General features: G+C 56.2%; 19 protein-coding genes. All 19 read right to left on the bottom strand.

Going from position 1 to position 16,393, the window contains the following annotated elements; genetic code table 11:
* Nucleotides 1-5: 5 nt before the first annotated feature.
* The 19 genes from PY311_RS09245 to PY311_RS09155 all read right to left on the bottom strand — a co-directional run bounded on the left by PY311_RS09245 (nucleotide 6) and on the right by PY311_RS09155 (nucleotide 16,391).
* Nucleotides 6-707 (bottom strand): hypothetical protein, encoded by a 702-nt coding sequence (locus tag PY311_RS09245; protein WP_286148401.1) that lies wholly within the window; start codon nucleotides 705-707, stop codon nucleotides 6-8.
* A gap of 14 nt (nucleotides 708-721) precedes the next feature.
* Nucleotides 722-1,507, bottom strand: a complete 786-nt coding sequence (locus PY311_RS09240; protein ID WP_286148400.1) for a hypothetical protein — start codon at nucleotides 1,505-1,507, stop codon at nucleotides 722-724.
* A 12-nt stretch (nucleotides 1,508-1,519) separates the two neighbouring features.
* Complete coding sequence (locus PY311_RS09235; protein ID WP_286148399.1) at nucleotides 1,520-2,275, bottom strand: hypothetical protein; 756 nt, start codon at nucleotides 2,273-2,275, stop codon at nucleotides 1,520-1,522.
* Between the two features lie 10 nt (nucleotides 2,276-2,285).
* Nucleotides 2,286-3,482, bottom strand: a complete 1,197-nt coding sequence (locus PY311_RS09230; protein WP_286148398.1) for a hypothetical protein — start codon at nucleotides 3,480-3,482, stop codon at nucleotides 2,286-2,288.
* Nucleotides 3,482-5,245 carry a VirB4 family type IV secretion system protein gene (locus PY311_RS09225; protein ID WP_286148476.1) on the bottom strand — a complete coding sequence of 588 codons (1,764 nt, stop codon included), beginning with the start codon at nucleotides 5,243-5,245 and terminating at the stop codon, nucleotides 3,482-3,484. Before PY311_RS09225 ends, PY311_RS09230 begins: the two co-directional genes overlap by 1 nt.
* An 82-nt stretch (nucleotides 5,246-5,327) precedes the next feature.
* A complete protein-coding gene (locus tag PY311_RS09220; RefSeq protein WP_286148397.1) occupies nucleotides 5,328-5,915 on the bottom strand; it encodes a hypothetical protein in 588 nt (195 codons plus the stop codon).
* A complete protein-coding gene (locus tag PY311_RS09215) occupies nucleotides 5,912-6,175 on the bottom strand; it encodes a hypothetical protein (protein WP_286148396.1) in 264 nt (87 codons plus the stop codon). The genes PY311_RS09220 and PY311_RS09215 overlap by 4 nt, the downstream gene beginning before the upstream one ends.
* A gap of 66 nt (nucleotides 6,176-6,241) precedes the next feature.
* A complete protein-coding gene (locus PY311_RS09210; protein WP_286148395.1) occupies nucleotides 6,242-6,535 on the bottom strand; it encodes a 4-oxalocrotonate tautomerase in 294 nt (97 codons plus the stop codon).
* A gap of 213 nt (nucleotides 6,536-6,748) precedes the next feature.
* Nucleotides 6,749-8,251, bottom strand: coding sequence for a DUF6788 family protein (locus tag PY311_RS09205; RefSeq protein WP_286148394.1), 1,503 nt, complete (start codon nucleotides 8,249-8,251; stop codon nucleotides 6,749-6,751).
* A 64-nt stretch (nucleotides 8,252-8,315) separates the two neighbouring features.
* Nucleotides 8,316-9,764, bottom strand: a complete 1,449-nt coding sequence (locus PY311_RS09200) for a DNA cytosine methyltransferase (protein WP_286148393.1) — start codon at nucleotides 9,762-9,764, stop codon at nucleotides 8,316-8,318.
* A complete protein-coding gene (locus PY311_RS09195) occupies nucleotides 9,649-10,338 on the bottom strand; it encodes a DNA cytosine methyltransferase (RefSeq protein ID WP_286148392.1) in 690 nt (229 codons plus the stop codon). Before PY311_RS09195 ends, PY311_RS09200 begins: the two co-directional genes overlap by 116 nt.
* Nucleotides 10,335-11,234: a conjugal transfer protein TrbL family protein gene (locus tag PY311_RS09190; protein ID WP_286148391.1), complete on the bottom strand. Its 900-nt coding sequence runs from the start codon at nucleotides 11,232-11,234 to the stop codon at nucleotides 10,335-10,337. The genes PY311_RS09195 and PY311_RS09190 overlap by 4 nt, the downstream gene beginning before the upstream one ends.
* Before the next feature lie 92 nt (nucleotides 11,235-11,326).
* The gene (locus PY311_RS09185) at nucleotides 11,327-11,752 is read right to left on the bottom strand and encodes a hypothetical protein (protein ID WP_286148390.1); all 426 of its coding nucleotides are present in this window, start codon (nucleotides 11,750-11,752) and stop codon (nucleotides 11,327-11,329) included.
* Between the two features lie 10 nt (nucleotides 11,753-11,762).
* On the bottom strand, nucleotides 11,763-12,101 hold the full coding sequence (locus PY311_RS09180) for a DUF3852 domain-containing protein (protein WP_286148389.1): 339 nt from the start codon (nucleotides 12,099-12,101) through the stop codon (nucleotides 11,763-11,765).
* 14 nt (nucleotides 12,102-12,115) lie between these two features.
* Entirely contained in the window at nucleotides 12,116-13,876 is a 1,761-nt protein-coding gene (locus tag PY311_RS09175) for a DUF8193 domain-containing protein (RefSeq protein WP_286148388.1), read from the bottom strand.
* Between the two features lie 74 nt (nucleotides 13,877-13,950).
* Complete coding sequence (locus PY311_RS09170; RefSeq protein ID WP_286148387.1) at nucleotides 13,951-14,499, bottom strand: DUF6550 family protein; 549 nt, start codon at nucleotides 14,497-14,499, stop codon at nucleotides 13,951-13,953.
* Nucleotides 14,500-14,596: 97 nt separating this feature from the next.
* Nucleotides 14,597-15,130: a hypothetical protein gene (locus tag PY311_RS09165; protein ID WP_286148386.1), complete on the bottom strand. Its 534-nt coding sequence runs from the start codon at nucleotides 15,128-15,130 to the stop codon at nucleotides 14,597-14,599.
* Nucleotides 15,127-15,519, bottom strand: coding sequence for a DUF4320 family protein (locus tag PY311_RS09160; protein ID WP_286148385.1), 393 nt, complete (start codon nucleotides 15,517-15,519; stop codon nucleotides 15,127-15,129). The genes PY311_RS09165 and PY311_RS09160 overlap by 4 nt, the downstream gene beginning before the upstream one ends.
* Nucleotides 15,516-16,391: a secretion protein F gene (locus tag PY311_RS09155; RefSeq protein ID WP_286148384.1), complete on the bottom strand. Its 876-nt coding sequence runs from the start codon at nucleotides 16,389-16,391 to the stop codon at nucleotides 15,516-15,518. The genes PY311_RS09160 and PY311_RS09155 overlap by 4 nt, the downstream gene beginning before the upstream one ends.
* Nucleotides 16,392-16,393: the final 2 nt, after the last annotated feature.

The following is a 16,393-nucleotide window of genomic DNA, read 5'->3' as shown; positions in this document are numbered from 1 at the left end:
TCCGATCACAACATCTGCGGCTCCTGCGGAGCCTGCTCCATTTTCTGCTGTGGGTGGTCGGTCAGTGCATACCAGCAACCATGCTCGTCTCTTTTTAAGGACAGCACCTCCATCTCCAGAAGTTCCTGCGCCTCGACCGGCATCTGACATCCGCTGACTCCGGGATGTGCCATAGTCGCTTCGCCGTGTAAGAGCTTCTCCGTTTCGGAAGGAGTCAGATCCACAAAACCGCACGGCGTCATGAGCTGAAAGTAATCATCCGGATAGCTTGTCAGCAGTTCCTCAATAGTCTTCGGCTGTATTGCATAAACCATATCACGCACCTGCGTTTGCCGTGTCTCGTCATATAGACCTGTGAGCAGACTTTGGAAGGTCTCGCCCACATCCACAGTCTGATGCTCCATCCAAGCCTCACTCAGAAGTTCCAGTGGCTTCTCCTGCTGCAGCAGAAAAATCATCTTCTTGCGGGAAAGATTTTCTCCAAACGCCATCAGCTCGGAGTGGCAGGTCATCATGGCGGAGATCTCATCTGCAGCCTGAATCAATTCGTCACGAGAGAGCTGGTCGAGCCGGTTCATGTACCCTGCCATCTCGTTTTCTGCCTTTTGGAACAGAAGCTGCCAAAGCTCCCGTGCCGTCCGCTCTGTATGGGACGCTGTATCTTGTCCACCGACGAAGAGAGCAGAGGTATTTCTGATATCGTCCATATTCCCCTCGTTTCTCACATTGTCATTTCCGGTTGCTGCGCTTGCCGGATGTCCTCGCAGAACCGTAGGATTGTGTGACTGAACTCCATGTCATAGTTTTCAGCCTGCTCTGCCTGCCACGCCTCTCTTACAGAGGTCAGCGGTTTGTCATTAGAGAGAAGCAGGATCAACTGCTCCCGTTCAAAAACTGCGGTGAGCAGGGCATTATAGCAAATCCGGGTTGCCTCGATCTCCCCGGCGTTGGCAATGAGCTGCCCCTGTGTCATGCGGTAGAGGGAATCGGTGTATTCCCGCTGTTCACGCTCGATGTGTTCAAATAGGAGCTCCTGCAGTTCCGATGTGGTCTGTACCGACTCGCCCTGCACGATCTCCTCCGTAAGAAATAGCGCCACATCGATGACCTCCGCGTTGCGGAAGGTGAGGTCGCCGCGGTAGCCGATCTTCAGCCCTGAAAATTCCTTCGCCGCCTGCACCAGCTCTTTCGGGCTGCCGGGAGGGATCTCCTGATTCCAGCGGTACCAATTATCTTCGTAGCCGCAGGGCGTGAGCTTGAGAAGAACATAGTCCTCCGGCACAAATTTGGGATAGCGGCAGAGTTGCCCGCCCACGGCATAGTAGGGCTTTCCCTCACACATTACGGTCTGCTCCATGTACGCTTTCATTTTGCCGAGGCTCTCACAGAACCAGCACTCGCTGTCCATGAAGCGGCGGATCTTGCCGTCGTCCAGAACGCTGTCGAGGTTTTCCATCCTCGTCAGATGATAGACCACGGACGGTGGGGTTACTTTCACATAGGCCATGTCTCATTCCTCCTACATCTTCAGTTCAGGCACCGGTCCGCCACCGAACAGTCCGCTTGCCGCCATATCAGACAGTTCTTGTACACTCGCACCCTGCTCTGCGGCCTCTGCTGCCGGTATGATCTCGTTACTCAGCAGGGCGTTGTCCGGTACATGGATGGTCTGATAGATCGTGTTCACCACTTTGGGATCGAATCGCTCGGAGATCTCTTGAAAGGCCGCGACCAGCGAGGCCGCTTCTCGCTCGAAGGCGGTTTCCGCACCATCTGCCAACTCCTCAGCGAAGGCGATCCACGCTGCGGTGGTGTGCGCATCGTGCTGCGGAATCAGGTTGTCCAGCATATCTGCATGCTTCCTCTGCGATGTTCCCCCTGCCCATTGGTATTGAAGATGCTCTTGCTGATCATCCTGTCCGTGATCCGCTGATTCCGGTGTAGTACTGTCTAATTCTTGAGCGGCGTATTGCTGCACGAACGAATTAAACAATTCCAGCGTTCTCTGCTTTGCCTCCCGGACAGAATAGTACGGTCCGATGGTTTCGGCACATTCCATTTTGTCGTCACGCACATAACCATAATAGTGATTACAGAGGCTTCCGGGGTCGTGTGCATATCGGCGCTCCCGCTCTGTATAGATAACGACCTGAAATCGTTCAAAGGTCGTGGCGGGGTCGCGTCCCTCGAAGGTGTATCGCGGTGATCCGTCAGTAAAGTCTGCGCCTTTTGTCCAGACGATTTTGTTCTTTACTTCATCTTTTGGAAATTCCATTCGTTCCTCCTCAGTCATAATTGATATACGGCACCTTCAGCCAGTGCGTCCATCCTCGGCCAGCCAATTCTGTTTTAACAACACCGTACTTGGTTCCCATGGCCTCAACGACCTGACCGCCGCCGATGTAAACACCGATGTGTCCCTCATGCCAAACCGCAAGGCCAGGAATGTCCGGCATGGTGTCGATGGGTCCGGACTCCGTGGCGCTGTAGTACATCTGGTTTGCACCGATATCCGGCATCCCATGGGTACCGTAGTCGATGGTCATCGTTTCCGGGGACAGCCAGCTGTAGCCCTTGATGAGCCCTACGCAGTCGGCGGTCCTGCCGCCCAGCCAATTGGCGCGGATGATGTCCTCATGATTGCCAACACCGTCCGGGTATTGCGACACCTTGTAGGTGAGGAGTGACTCCGTCAGCACATTGCCATAGGTGCCCCAGACATAGCCCCAGCCGGACTCCCATGCGTGGGTGGCGTAGGTCACAAGGTCGGCTGCATTTTTATTGGCGGGATCAACAAAGGTGGAGATGTCCAAGTCGATACTGCTTCCATCTCCGCGAAGGAACTCGCCGCTGTAGCTGCCGCCGCCTGCGGTGCCGGCGATCATGGTATAGATGTGGTTGATGTTGCTCTTATCATCCTCTGTGATCGTCCAGCCCAGCTCTGCTTCGAGATTTGCATACGCCTGATGCAGCGAAACCGGAACAGCGACGGTGTATTCTTCTTCCATGCTGGTAACCGTGCCATCGTCGTTCTCGACATCGACTGTGCGGGTACGGGTTTCCCAATTGTAGAAGCATTCTACGAAGCGGCTTGCCGCCCGTGCGGACGGCGCATCCTCTCCAAAGCAGAGGGCATAAAAAACAGCCTTGACTCGGATCGGGTCAAGGCTGTTTCCGCCTTCCGTCCGCCCATTGACGGAGGCGACCGCCGAATCCAGAAGAGAAAACGCGGTACGCATCTCCTCAATGTGAGAGCGGAATGCCATAGGCACCTCGGTCGAATAGCTCGTCCCATAGAAGGCTGCGGCTACCGCCTGGTTGTTGTGATCCGCACCGCCTGTGCCGATGGAGCACAGCGCGGCGATCAGGAGGATGACGGGCGAGAGAACAGCGACCAGCCCCCAGCCGATCCCTTTGCGGAGCTTCTCGTTGGAAAGGGCTGTCGCCGCGGCTTTGGCGATCATACCCGCGGTTATTACCATCAGCGGCCACCCGCTGTGCCAAACAGCTTTTCCTTGTAGGCGGGAGCGTGTACTTCCAGCAGATATCGCTCGTTGCCACACTTGTATAGGCAGACACCGCGCTGGGGAAACTTGATGAGGTTGTATTCTGCCTCATCCAGCTGGAGCATCTCCATGTAAGACCGCTTATCGATAGATCCTGCATTGAACAGGAACTGGTGGGGTGGGATGCTGAACAAAGGCTTTGTCATCTCGCGAATACCCTCTTGATCGAAGTCTTCCAGATTCTGACTTGCCAGCAGCATGGCGGATTCTTTTTTACGAACACGCTTGAGGCAATTTCGGATGTACTCGATAGCAGTTGGGTTGGAGAGCCAGATGTACAGCTCATCCAGTGCCGCCACCGTGTTTCCTTCAGTCAAGAGCTTGTCCGACAGATAGGAGAGTACATTGAACAGCATGGCGTTACGAACATTTTTCGCTGCGCTCAACAGTCCTTTGACACCGAACACCAAGAATCGGCTGGACGTGATGTTAGTATGACCGTTGAAGAATTGCGCGTCCGCGCCCTTGCACATGGAGTGCAACCCAAGCAGGACTTCTTGAAGAAGATTCTTCGTGTAGAGCTGATGCGCTTCGGCATGATAGTTTTTGAACTCATCTTCGATCAGGTCATAGAGATCAGAGAGAGTAGGATAATCCTCTGCTCGCATCCGGACAAAGTTGCTCCGATCCGTGATGCCCCATTTCTGATACAGCTTTGATAGCATGATCTCAATGGTGTCGATGTGAGCATCGCTGAAATCCTTATAGGCGCGGAAGAAGTCCTTGAGGAAAGAGATGTGCTGTGACAGCAGGGTGCTTTTTCGAAATGCTTCCGGCGCCGCAGTATCATCTGGGTCGCCGCCATCATCCCAGCATTTGGGTTCCAGCACATTGATGATGTACTGCCCCGCCATGAGGTCGGCAAAGCAGCCGCCCACGGCTTCGCACATTTCCTGCTGCTCATGCTCGGCATCCAGCGTGATAACCGACTTCCCGGACTCCAGCAGATTGAGGATGAGCAATTTCATGAGATAGCTCTTACCCTGGCCGGAGTTGCCGAGAATGAGAATGTTGGCAGAAGTCTTATCCTCATCACGCTGGTCGAAGTCTACAAGGATATTACTTCCATATTTGTCCTTGCCGATGTAGAAACCTTTGGCATCCGTCTTGCCGGAATAGTTGAAGGGATAGAGATTTGCCACGGAGTTGGCGGGGAGCACACGTTCAAACTGAGCACCAAAAGCATTGTACCCCACAGGGCTGACGCAGCAGAAGCCTTGCTGCTGGCGGAGCAGAAGCCTGTCCACATTGAGCTTGCTGCGCACCAGCTCCGTCAGCACATCGGTCTGGAGCAGTTTGAGCGTGTTATGATCCGAAGCGGTCAGCTCGATGTAAACGGCACAATGGAACAACGGCTCCTTGTTGCGGTGGCGGCTGCCCTCCATGGAGATCATGTCCTGCAGATTGCTTTCCGCCGTGATCGTCTGCTGCAGGTCATTTGTGTTGGAGCTGCCCATGCGGTTTTTGTTGGCGGCATTCTGGATAATGCGCTTTTCCTCGGCAGGTGTGAGCTGCCGGGTATAGATACGCAGGGTGATGCCGTCCTTCTCGCCCAGATGCCGCAGCAGTGCCTGCTCGTCGGTCTGGGTAGGATATTCCCGCAGAGCCCACACGCAGCGGAAGGTGTTGCCGCAGATGAAGTGGTCGGGATTAAACTGCACCACGGAGGGTGCGATCATATCCAGGAAGGATTTGACAGGTGTGTCCTCCGTGTGCCTTGCTGTAGCTTTTTTCTTGTTTGCTGCCAAGTGATATCCCCCCTTATTCTCCGAAAAGGACCCAGCGTTCGCCGTCGTGATCCTCGTACCGCTCGGTGGTCACGTTCTGCTCAAAGTAGACTCCCAGCATCCTTTTGAGATTCTCCTCGGTGGCACGATGGACGGTGAAGCCGTTATCCTTGATGCTTTTTTCGATGCGGGAGAGGTAGCTGAACACATCGGATTCCTTTTTACCCTGCAGCCGGACGAGGATATAGAACTCCCGGCTGGATGCCATAAGCACCTGAATACGATCCAGATGCTTGCTGTCCTGCTCCAGCAGCTTTCGGATGACGGGCAGCTCCTCCTCGTTTGCCCGCTGGCGATAGAATGCCTTGTTGTTCTCAAAGGACTCCTTGGAATTTAACGCCAGCATCTCAATCTCCGCCATGCCCTTGACCACATTGAGCAGGGCATAGATCCTTGCGCCCACGCCGGCGTCCGGCAGCACAGAAATGTTCGTGGGTTTAATAATGAAGAATACCAGTTCTCCCATGCGGGTGGCGATGCCATAGTCGGTAATGTCATCAATGCCCATGAGCTGCCGGGTGGACTGCTCACGGGCATCTTTCTTTTTCTGCTTTCTGCTCATGGGTCGAGCCTCCATTCGTAGTATTGTTGTTTTGTCAGCAGGAAGGCAGCGGCATAGCGGATGAAGTCCAGAATGCTGGTGCCCTCATGCCGGATCGTCAGGAAGGCGAAGACTGCCGTCAGCACCAGCGGCAGGGTGATGCCGGTCTGGGTCAGCGCCAGGACAGAGAGAAGAAGCCCCACGCCGATGATGCCGATGTCCCGCAGCTCCCACAGCCACAGCGTGGCCTTTGCGGACAGGTTGTCCGGGTAAATGTACATGGCTGATTACCTCCAACAAGAATGAGGGAGGCCGCGGGAACACCCGCGGCCTCCTATGATGCTTGGTCACTCCGCTTCCGTGTCATCCAGCGCATTCTCGATGAGCTGGATGAGGAACTGCTTTTGCTTGAGGTTGCGGGCTGCCAGATATTCCTTCAGCCGCTCGAAGAGCTCCGCCGGGATCTGTACCGCCAAGGTGCGCTCTGCTTTCATGCTGATCTGCCCTCCTTCAAAGTGTTCGGTGAAGATGCGCTCCACATATTCCGCCAGTGTGTTCAGCTCCAGCTGTTCCTTTTCTGCCATGATTTTTCTGTGGAGATCAGTGGAAATCATGGCACAGAGGTTCTTTTTTCCCTCCATCGGTTCTGCTCCTTTCCTCGATTTTGCAAGCAAAGCATACCGGAAGAAGGCGCGGAAAGCTATTCACCAAGTCTAACGAAGAAGCATGGCAAAACAGAAGCGATACCACCAAAGCAGCTACGCCGTCCGCAGCCAACAGGCAAGGGAATGAAAAGATCAGCCGCCCTGCGATTCGCAAAGCGGCTGATCCATTGCGCTTACGCTGTATTTGCATCACAACTCCATTTTCGGTGCGTAATCCGCGGCAACTTCCTCTCGGACATCGTCCTCGGTGGTATCGAGCTGCCATGGCGTCTGCGTCATCGCAAGCTCCTGCAGATGACCGATCCGGCGCTGCACGCTTTCCGTGATCGCATGGATACGTCCCTCATCGATATAGTCGGCAGCTTCCTCACAAGACAGTACGCTGGAGATCAGCTCGTCTACATCGGAGAGGCGATCAAAGTCGATCCAATCAAAATCGGTCACCAGCTTCAGCTGCTCGGCGTGGTGGTTTTTGAAGGGCTTGCAGATCACATCCTTTTCCGAGCGCATCTGACCGGGCATCTTATCATAGCCAAGGGAGGAGCCGCTGTCATAGATCGGAGCCATACCGAGCCATTCCAGCGTTTCCGCGTCTCGCAGTGCCCCAAAGTTATTGAAGTGGCGATCCTCGTTTGCGATGATATAGTCCAGCACCAGCATCCGGTCTAAAAACGGTGTAATGTTCCCGATGCCGAGCAGCTCGCAGCACTCCAATAGATGCCGGTATCGGGAGGTGCTGTTCTTCTGCTTTTTCGCCTGCAGCAGCCTCCACGCCGGGATCAACTCCGTATTCTCCGTAACAAAATCCTCACAGACCGAGTAGGGTGCATCCTTGCTCCAGATGACTGTATACGATACATGAGGAATGCCGAGCCGCTCCATGATACCGGAGGCGATCACCTCGTTGAACGGCTGCTGCCGGAACGGGTTGCTGCCGCCCTTGATTAGGCATCGCTTCCCATCGATGATCTTCCACCGCTTTTTCAGATTGCCGTCCGATGTGCTGTCGGGGGAGCTGAAATTGAGTGTGTCCTTCTTCTTTCGTTCTCCGAACAGCACATCTCCGATGTCCTCCGAGAAATCATTTTGGAAAAAGTTGATGTCCTCCCACCGAAGCTCCGCGCCTTCCGGACAAATCCAGTACTGATCCGAGAGGCTCAGCCCGTAGCAGCGGATGAGCAGCATTTTGGTGTCTGCCACCCCCAACGATTCCAGTGCTTCCCGCACACCGCTGCGGCTTGCCGGAATAGAGCGATCCCGCCACCAGTCGTTAAACGCCGCGCGGTCGGCGATCTCGTTTCGCACAGGGATGCCGATAGGCAGATGCTCCGGTGCGTAGACACTGCCAATTTTTTGTATAAAGCCGGTCACATCGTCCAGCTCGAGCTCTGCCACGGGGGTTCGTTTATGCATAAAGGTGCATTTCATACCTGTCGCCTCATTTCGTCTGCTTTTCTGTGATTTCAGCATGCGCAGCTGCGCCTGCAGTTCCTTGCGCTTTTCGATTTTATCTGCCAGCGGCGCGATCTCACTGTCGTGCAGATAGCGGCTCTGCTTGACACCGTTTTCCGACCACTGGTGATAGTAATAGACCTTTCCGCCGATGGTTTTTTTGGAAAGATACCCCTTCGGCAGTCCGGCGATCTGCTCGGTCAGTTCCGTGATGCGCCTTAGCTGCTCCCTGTTATTCATGTCTGTCACCTCGTCTTTCAAGGATATTATACCCCGACTTAACCCCCGTTGTCAACGCTCTGCTTCATAAAAGCGCGGCGGCGATCCGCGACATAATAAACTCCACGCAGGGTATCGCCACACTGTTGCCCAACGCTTTATAACGGGCACTGTCCGAAGCACCGGGTATATCCGTCCAGCCGTCCGGGAAGCCCTGCAGTCTTTCACACTCCAGCGGAGTAAGACGACGGATAAGCAGTCCGTTGCGGATCGGATGAATGGAGTTGAGGGAACTGCCGGAAGTTCCTTTCTGGAGAGTCCCGCATAAATCCCCATTCTCGACAGCATTGCGGCAGTCAAGTCCTGCCACATCCACGACAAGGTCGGTGGCGTCCTTATGCTGGCGGGCACTCTGCGTGCTGACCACCTCACCGTCCTTGAACTCATCCACCCGCTGACGGGCATAGATGCAGTGCCGATCTGTGGCAGTCAGCGTATAGGCCAGCTCGTCCTGACAGCCAAGACCGTTGCCGCCGTTCTGCGGCTGCCGGTCGACAATGTTGCCTGCAATGCAGATGGCATCTGCCTCCTGCTCGACCAGCGGCACATTGTTACCGCCCGTGCCGTATCGTGCGGACATGGTAGGGGCTACCTTGTGCGGGCCGGTGTAGCGGCTGTCAACGCCGTGGTTTTCATATACGAGAGGCTGGTGTCCGTGCTCCTGCGCCCGCAGAGTACCGGACACATTCTCAGAGCAATCCATCACGCTGCCGCCCTGGTCGTTGAGGCACAAAACAGACGGCACCATGTTCGTGCCGCTTTCCGCCGCTTTCAGCGTAGGAGAACATTCTTCCTGATACCCGATACCACCGGCCTTGCTGCCTTGACCAGCGGAGAAGGCAGCAGTCAGCACACAGGGGTAACCCTGTCCTGCCTGCCCACCTCCTGCTGATAGTGCCGTGTGCCGTTCCTCGGAAAGGAAGCAATCCCCGTTGCCTTTGGTCACAACGCCTGAAGCTACGAAGGTCTGTTGTTTCATCCCTGGTTGTGCGCCCAGCGCGCCCGCCAAATCGTGCAGGTCGCGCACCTCATCCCGCTGATTGGCGGCAAAGGCCATGACTCCATTTCTTCCGGTAGACATCCCGCAGTTGACGCCGAGCGTGGCCGCTACATCGCCAGTCAGATCGCCGTTGTAGCCGTCAAAGCCCTCAACAGCTTCATCCGGCTGTGTCACGAAGGTCTGCATCTGCATATTGGTGGTTGCCATCAACGCGCCAGATACGCCGTGCAGGTCGATGCCCTCATCCCGCTGGTTGATGTGGTACGCTTCTAATCCTGTGGGCTGTCCGTCTGGGCGCATGAGCCCCGCCTGGATCTTTAGGGCACGCTCCAGTTTCTTCGGCAGTTCCTTGCCGCGCTCAAAGGCCCGGCGCAGGATGCCCAGGCAGGCCTTCGGGGACAAATAGTATTTTAGGGGCGGATCTGCCTGCAAAATCTGCGATAAGGAAGATTCTTTTGCGTCTTTGGGCGACACCCCAGTATTGAGCGTCGAGGCACCGCCACGCCAGGGAGAAATCAGCTCCCAATAGAATTCGCCCAGCAGATTCCCAGCGCCCGGAGTCAGGTCGAGGGACTGAAACGGAATCGCATTTAACGCGGACGATCTCCTCCAAAACGATCCGGAAGTCTTCGCCCTTGGGCGTTCCCGAGCTGAAGGCGCCGGGCACGTTCTCCCATGCCATAAATCTTGGCCGAACATCGAAAGCTGTTCGGTCTCTTTGTATGTCTGCATTTCGCATCTCCTTTACCAGTCGGACCTGTTCCATGAACAGGCCGGAACGCGCTCCGGCAAGACCTGCCCTTGCGCCGGCAACAGACAGATCCTGGCATGGGCTGCCCCCGCAGATGATGTCCACGGGCGGCAGCTCTGCGCCATTCAGCTTTGTGATGTCGCCCACATGGAGCATATCGGGGAAACGCAGCTTTGTCACCTCAATGGGAAAGGCTTCGATCTCCGACGCCCACACCGGCGTGATGCCACTGCGGATCGCGGCCAAAGGGAACCCACCAATGCCATCGAACAAGCTGCCCATCGTCAGTCTGCTCATTTCGCCACCGCCTGTACGACCGTGCGCGTGGTGTTGACGGCGGCCTGCGCGGTATAGACAGCACTCATGAGGTTTGCCTTGGTGGAGGTATCCAGTCCAAAGGCTCCCGCAATACGGGGGATCTCACCGGCGGAGAGCATGAGTCCAAGCCCTAACAGGGCATGATCCTTGAACACCATAAGTCCGGCGACAAGGATCGTCGCCTGCAAGAACGCCGACAGGCATAGGCCGATGATCTGCTTGCACCATTGGATAAAGCCATCCGTATATCCGCGAGGGACACTGAACATATAGAGGCTTCCCACGGCGATCTGGATCAGCAGGATGCCGCCGCGCTTCAGATTGGCGAAGAAGACCTTGATGATCGCATACGCCATAAGGATGATGCAGAACAGGATCATGATCCCGCTGGTGATGCTGCCGAAGCCCAGCAGCGGCCCTGCCGTCAGATTGGATATCGATTCCACGGCGTTGAACTCCTTCATGACCTCTCCGGCCACATCCCCGATGGAAGTCCCATAGCCGGTGAGCGCCGCGGTGAAGGTCCCCTGCAGCGAAACGCACAGCTCATAAAGCCGGACCGGAACAACGGTGAAGAGGCTGACAGCCATAAATCCCTTGATGGCATTGAGGGCGGTCTCACGGATGTTGCCGCGGCCGCTGGAATACTCCACGCCGGTTTCAAAGCAGGCCACCACCAGCCCTGTGCCGTAGAGTGCCCATGCCAAATAGGAGAAGAACAGCACAATGCTCTGCACCCAATCCATGGTGAAGAGCTCCGCGCCCATGTTTCCCATTTCCGAAAAGAAGTTGCCGAGGAAACCCACGACTTGACCGTAGAACCAATCCACGATCTGGCCGAGTATCTTATCGGCAACAAAATCCCAAATAAACATTGATCGGTTTCACCTCCGGGTGAGGCCGCACCAGCTGCTTTGGGATATGGCAAAGGCCGTACAGCTGGTACGGCCTTCAAATCACACTTTTGTTACATTGTCTGCTCCCACGCCCGGTCAGCGGACTGGCTCATATCCTGAAATACCTCCAGATAGTCTGACACCGCGCCGGACAGCACCTCATAGTCCTGCCGGGTGGGGTGATACAAATACCAGCTCACCGTTCCATAGTCATCCCAAATGTGCGGTTCTACACCATTTCGGAAGTTGGGATTTGAGGTCATCTTTGTCCCCAGCAGATCCGAAAAGCGAAGGCGCAGGGTATCCACCTGTCCTTCGCTGCGGTTGAGGATCGTCAGCTGCAGGGCATTGTACTGGCTGGCGATCATGCCGGTGACGAATTGGATCTTCGCCCGATTCATGTCATTCAGGCGCACATAGCAGGCTCTGCCCACATAAGTGGCGTCGGGGTACCGCTCTCCAACGATCTTCCGAAGCTCCTGTTCGTAAAATGTCATTGCCTATACCTCAAATTCCGATGATCTGCCAGATGTACAGCGGTGCTGTTAGCGTGAACACGAGGCACGCGAACAGGATGGCGGGCGCCGTCCACTCGAACTGGCCGCTTTTTCTGAAGTCGAAATAAGCCGTACCAAGTTTGGCGAAGAAGAATACCGCCAGGATCAGGTCGATGGCGGGAAAGACTACATTGTTCACCACGGTCTTGATCTGACCGGATGCCGTCTGCCATGTGCTTTCCACCGCGCCTGCCACATCGCCTGTGCCTGCGGCAAAGGCCGTGGCGGAAAAAGCACAGCACAGAAGCAGCACAAGGGCGGTCAGAATCAGGATTCTCTTTTTTCTCATAAGTTCCTCCGTTTCTATCGTTGTTTTGCGGGAGCAATATGCCACTCCTCCCAAAGATTCCCCCGGATGGTGACGCTGTCCGTCAGGTTCATGGAGAGCATTCCTGCCGGCGTCCAGCAATCCAGAAGCCATGTGTAGGGCGTATAGCTGCCGTCCGGATACCAGATGGGCGTGAAGTGGGTGCGGCGGTTGTAGGTGCTGTAGGGGTTGGCTTTGAACTGGAAAGTCGTGCTTCGCCCGGAGATTTCTGCCTCCAGCAGCCGCCAATAGCTCTCATAGCCAAACTCCGGGAAATAGGTCACGGCATTCTGCGCCGCCGTCACCGCCGCACTCTGATTTGTGGTGACTTTTGCAGTCACCTTCTCCTGAACGCCATAGCCGCTTTTCAGCGTGGATGCGGTCGCCGTGGGGCTTTTCTCATCCGGCGTGGTGCGCATGGATGCAGTCAGGCTTGCGGAGTAGCCGTTGTAGTCAAACTCCCACCAGCCATGGTCCTCCCACCAGCCGTTATCCACCCAATGGTACCAGCGGTCCCTGTGGGTCTTGCCGTCCGCATCCGTCCAGCGGTCTGTGTGCCAGCATTTCTGCCAGTTTTCTACCCACTCCCAATTCTCCTGCCACCACGGTGACCAGATGCCCCAGGACGCCGAAGTCACTTGCTCTTTCTCTGGAATAGAGGATAGCCGGAAAGCATCATTGCGGTCATCCGCCAGCGGGTTGGGCGGGTCATTGCCGTCCAGATCCACAATATTGCAGGTGATGGTACCCTGCGCCGAGCCGCCGCCGTACACGCTGACGGAAATCGTTATGACGCAGGGTTCCGCGGGAGTACGCCAGCGCACCCACGCCAGCTGGCTGTCGCCGTCCGGGTAGTAGACATTGCTTACAGTGTAAGTCCTGCCCTGAATGTTAAAGCGTACCGATACGGGGTTGTCCGGGTCGGACTGTCCGCCGCGCACCTCCACGGAGGTGATGACTTCTGTGTTGACGCGGTATTCGTAGTCATATTCGCCGGGTTGGGGCGGCGTGGTCACCTCGTTGAAGCGGACGATGCCGATGCCAAGAGAGGAGATGATGTCGCCGTTGGACGCCTTCTCCGTGCGGCTGCCGGACCATGCAGTGTAGCCGAGATCCGCTTCCTCCAGAAAAATCGCCAGCGGCAGATTCTTATGGGTGAGCGTCCCCAGCTTCTTTCTGAGATCGCCGTTGACGACCTGGTCATACAGAGCCGCTTCCGTGGCGGTCATGGCAAACTGCTGACCGTTGTAGCAGAGATAGGCCAGCGGCTCCACTACGATTCTGTAATCTCCACTGATAAGCAAATCAAAGTCGATTCCCACATATCCGGCAATCGCTCGGATGACCTGTTCATCGGTGAAATAGCTGCGAATCGCGGCGATGCTGGCTTTGCTGCTGCTCGTAGAGATGATCTTGGGCAGGCTCTGACTTGGGTTTCGATAGGAATATCCGCTGACCGATACGGACAATCCTCGTCCCGCATTGTAAGACAACTTGGACACCTTTCCGAAGTGAGCAACATTTGCTATAGGAACCTTGTTGGTTAAGTCGATGGGGGTTCGCACTACAGAATGGGAACCTACATCCACGATAGACACTCTCACGCCGTCCATGCCGGGATTCCAGTAGTTGGTCTTGGTACCGTCCCCCATGCTGCCTCCACCGCCGTCAAAGTTGCCATCTCCTGTGGCATAGGCGGGAACGGCGGCGGATATCGCTATCACCAATGCCAGCAGCAGGGATAATATCCTTTTCATACGCATTCCTCCAGTCGTGAAGATAAAAAGAGACACGGCCGTTTCTCAGCCGTGTCTCTCTTGGAAGGGCGAGGTCAGCCGCCCATGATACCGATCTTGTTGCCGTTCTCATACATATCATTCAGTGTTCCGCCATCGTTGGGACCGCTGGGCGTCACATAGCCGAAGCCGGGGACATACACCTGTCCGGCATCATTGGTGCTGCCACCTGCAGGCTCCGTAGGCTGGGGCTTCCCCTCAGTCTGCTCCGGCTTGTAGGTGGGCGGCGTTTCCTTGTTGCGGTCCGCTTCCGGCACATCGTCCGCCGCATGGTCCTTTTCCGTCTTGCCGGGATGCTCCGGTGCGTCCGGCTTGGTGGGCGTACCCTGAATGGTCTGCTCTGTACCGGAGCTGGCAGCATCCCTGCCGGGATCATGCTGTTTACCATCCGTCCTGCTATCCACCTTTACCTCTGGATCGCTGATGTTCACTACCGGATCTTTCGTGTTGGGTGTATCGTCCGGGATGGCGGGGTCGATGGGCATGGGCACCGCCGCAAGGCGGCTGACGATCCCCACCACCAGTGCCGCGCAGAGCAGGACGCCTGCCGCAATGAGGATGATGCGTTTTGTTTTGTCTGTCATAGGTCGAACTCCTCCTTTGTAGGGGTCAGTGGTTTTTCTTCTTATCCCGAACATACCACAGCTTTCTTCGGAAGTCTACTGCAAGAAGTGAAAAGAACTAAAACTTCGGGATATACTTGGCCTGCACCTGCAGATTTAGGCTCACGGGCGGCAGCACCCGTCCGGCAAAGCGGGTGGGGACCTCCAGATGGAGGGTGGCGGTTGCGAGATACCCCTCGCTCCGGCCTGAGGCGATGGCGTTGTTGGAGATATGAACGGACAGGTCGGAGAGCGTATATTCCAGCTCGTTTCCGGCGTATTTCATGTAGCCTTCGCCATCTGTGGTAAGGCCGAGGATATAGGACAGGTTGCCGTAGATGTCACCGGCGTCGATGGACTCGAACCACTCGCCGTCCCCCTCCGGGAACCAACCTGCGGCATAGCCCTCCCGCACAGAGTGGTACACATCGTCATAGTTCTCATTGACCGTGGCAATGACCGCCTGCTGCACCGCGTCCCGCACGCCCTGCACGATGATGTTCACCCGGAAATATTCCGCTATGACCATAAAGAGCATGAGCAGGCAGAGGGTCACGGCGATGACCATGGGATAGCCCTCACCGGAGCGAGAGCGCAAGAGTCGTTTTCTCACTTCCAGTACACCTCCGATCTGCCGCTGGCCTGTGCCGTCAGCTCAATGGGGAAGCTGCCAAGCCCACCGAAGCCGATGTCCACATCCATGGTCAGCGTCACCGTCACCTCCTCATTGAGCTGGATGCGGCCGGTGCGGGACCAGCGGATGTCCGGGTCGATCTCCAACCGCTCAGACAACACCTGCGCGCGGGAGGTCGTTTCACTCCCGACTCTGCCGGTGATCTCGGCTTCCCGCACCAGCTCGGCGGCGAAGGTGTCAAGCTGCTGCTTCGCCACATACACCGGCAGCACCTTCACCGCCAATGCGATCACCAGCATGGCGCAGAGGATGAGGACGCAGGTATCGATGTAGCCCTCGCCGGAGCGTTTCTTCCATTTGTTTCTCATCCGAACAGCCCTCCCATCGAGGTGAGGATCTGCATGAGGATGACCACAATGTAGATGAGCATAAAGCAGACCAGCATGACAAAGGAATACACACGGATCTTGGGCGGGATCTTTGCCGCCTGCGCCTTGAGCCGCTGAAGCTCCAGCTGTTTCATGTCGTGCGAGAGCATCTGAAAATAGACGCGCCCGTCATCCCCGCGTAGGACGCCGATGAGCCCGCGCACGATGTCCGAGAGCATGGGCGACGCCAGCCTGCCCTCGAAGCGAACCAGTGCCGCTTCGTAAGAGGACGAGCGCATATCCGCCGTCAGCACATCCAGTTCACGGGCGAAGTCGGGACCGGCGTGCCGCTTGTAATTTTCCAAGATCGTCAGCACATCACGGCTTGCGCCCAATTCCTGCTCCACTGTGGCAACAAAGCGGGGCAGCTCTCCCTCGATCTTCTCGCGGCGTTCGGTGACCTTTTCCTCCGCCTTGCGGCTCTCCTTGAAGTAAAGCAATATCGACAGCAGCACCACGATGGGCGAGAGCAGAGGGAAGATCAGCAGACACGGAATGACCGCCAGCAGCGCGGCGGCAGGCTTGAGGATGGTATAGGCCAAATAGACCTCCGGTGTCATGTCCATGCCGGCGGCACTCAGCGTGCGCTCCAGCCGATGCCTCTTGTATTCATCCATGCGGATATACTTGGAGAGCTTGATGGCCCAGCCAAGGAAGATGGCGTCCAGAGACTTCATCCGCTTTTTCTCGGTTCGCCCTGCGGACAGGAGGGCCTTCTCCGTGGAGAGGCGGGGCAGCTTCAGAATGTCCGCCAGAATGAAGAACAAGCCCGCGGCAACGGCCACGCCGAAAAGGAACAGTAAGATCGTCATGT

The organism is Neopoerus faecalis (genome assembly GCF_029218125.1).
GTDB lineage: Bacteria > Bacillota > Clostridia > Oscillospirales > Oscillospiraceae > Oscillibacter > Oscillibacter faecalis_A.
The sequence above is the reverse complement of the archived record's forward strand: the minus strand, read 5'-3'. Positions and strand labels throughout refer to the sequence as shown.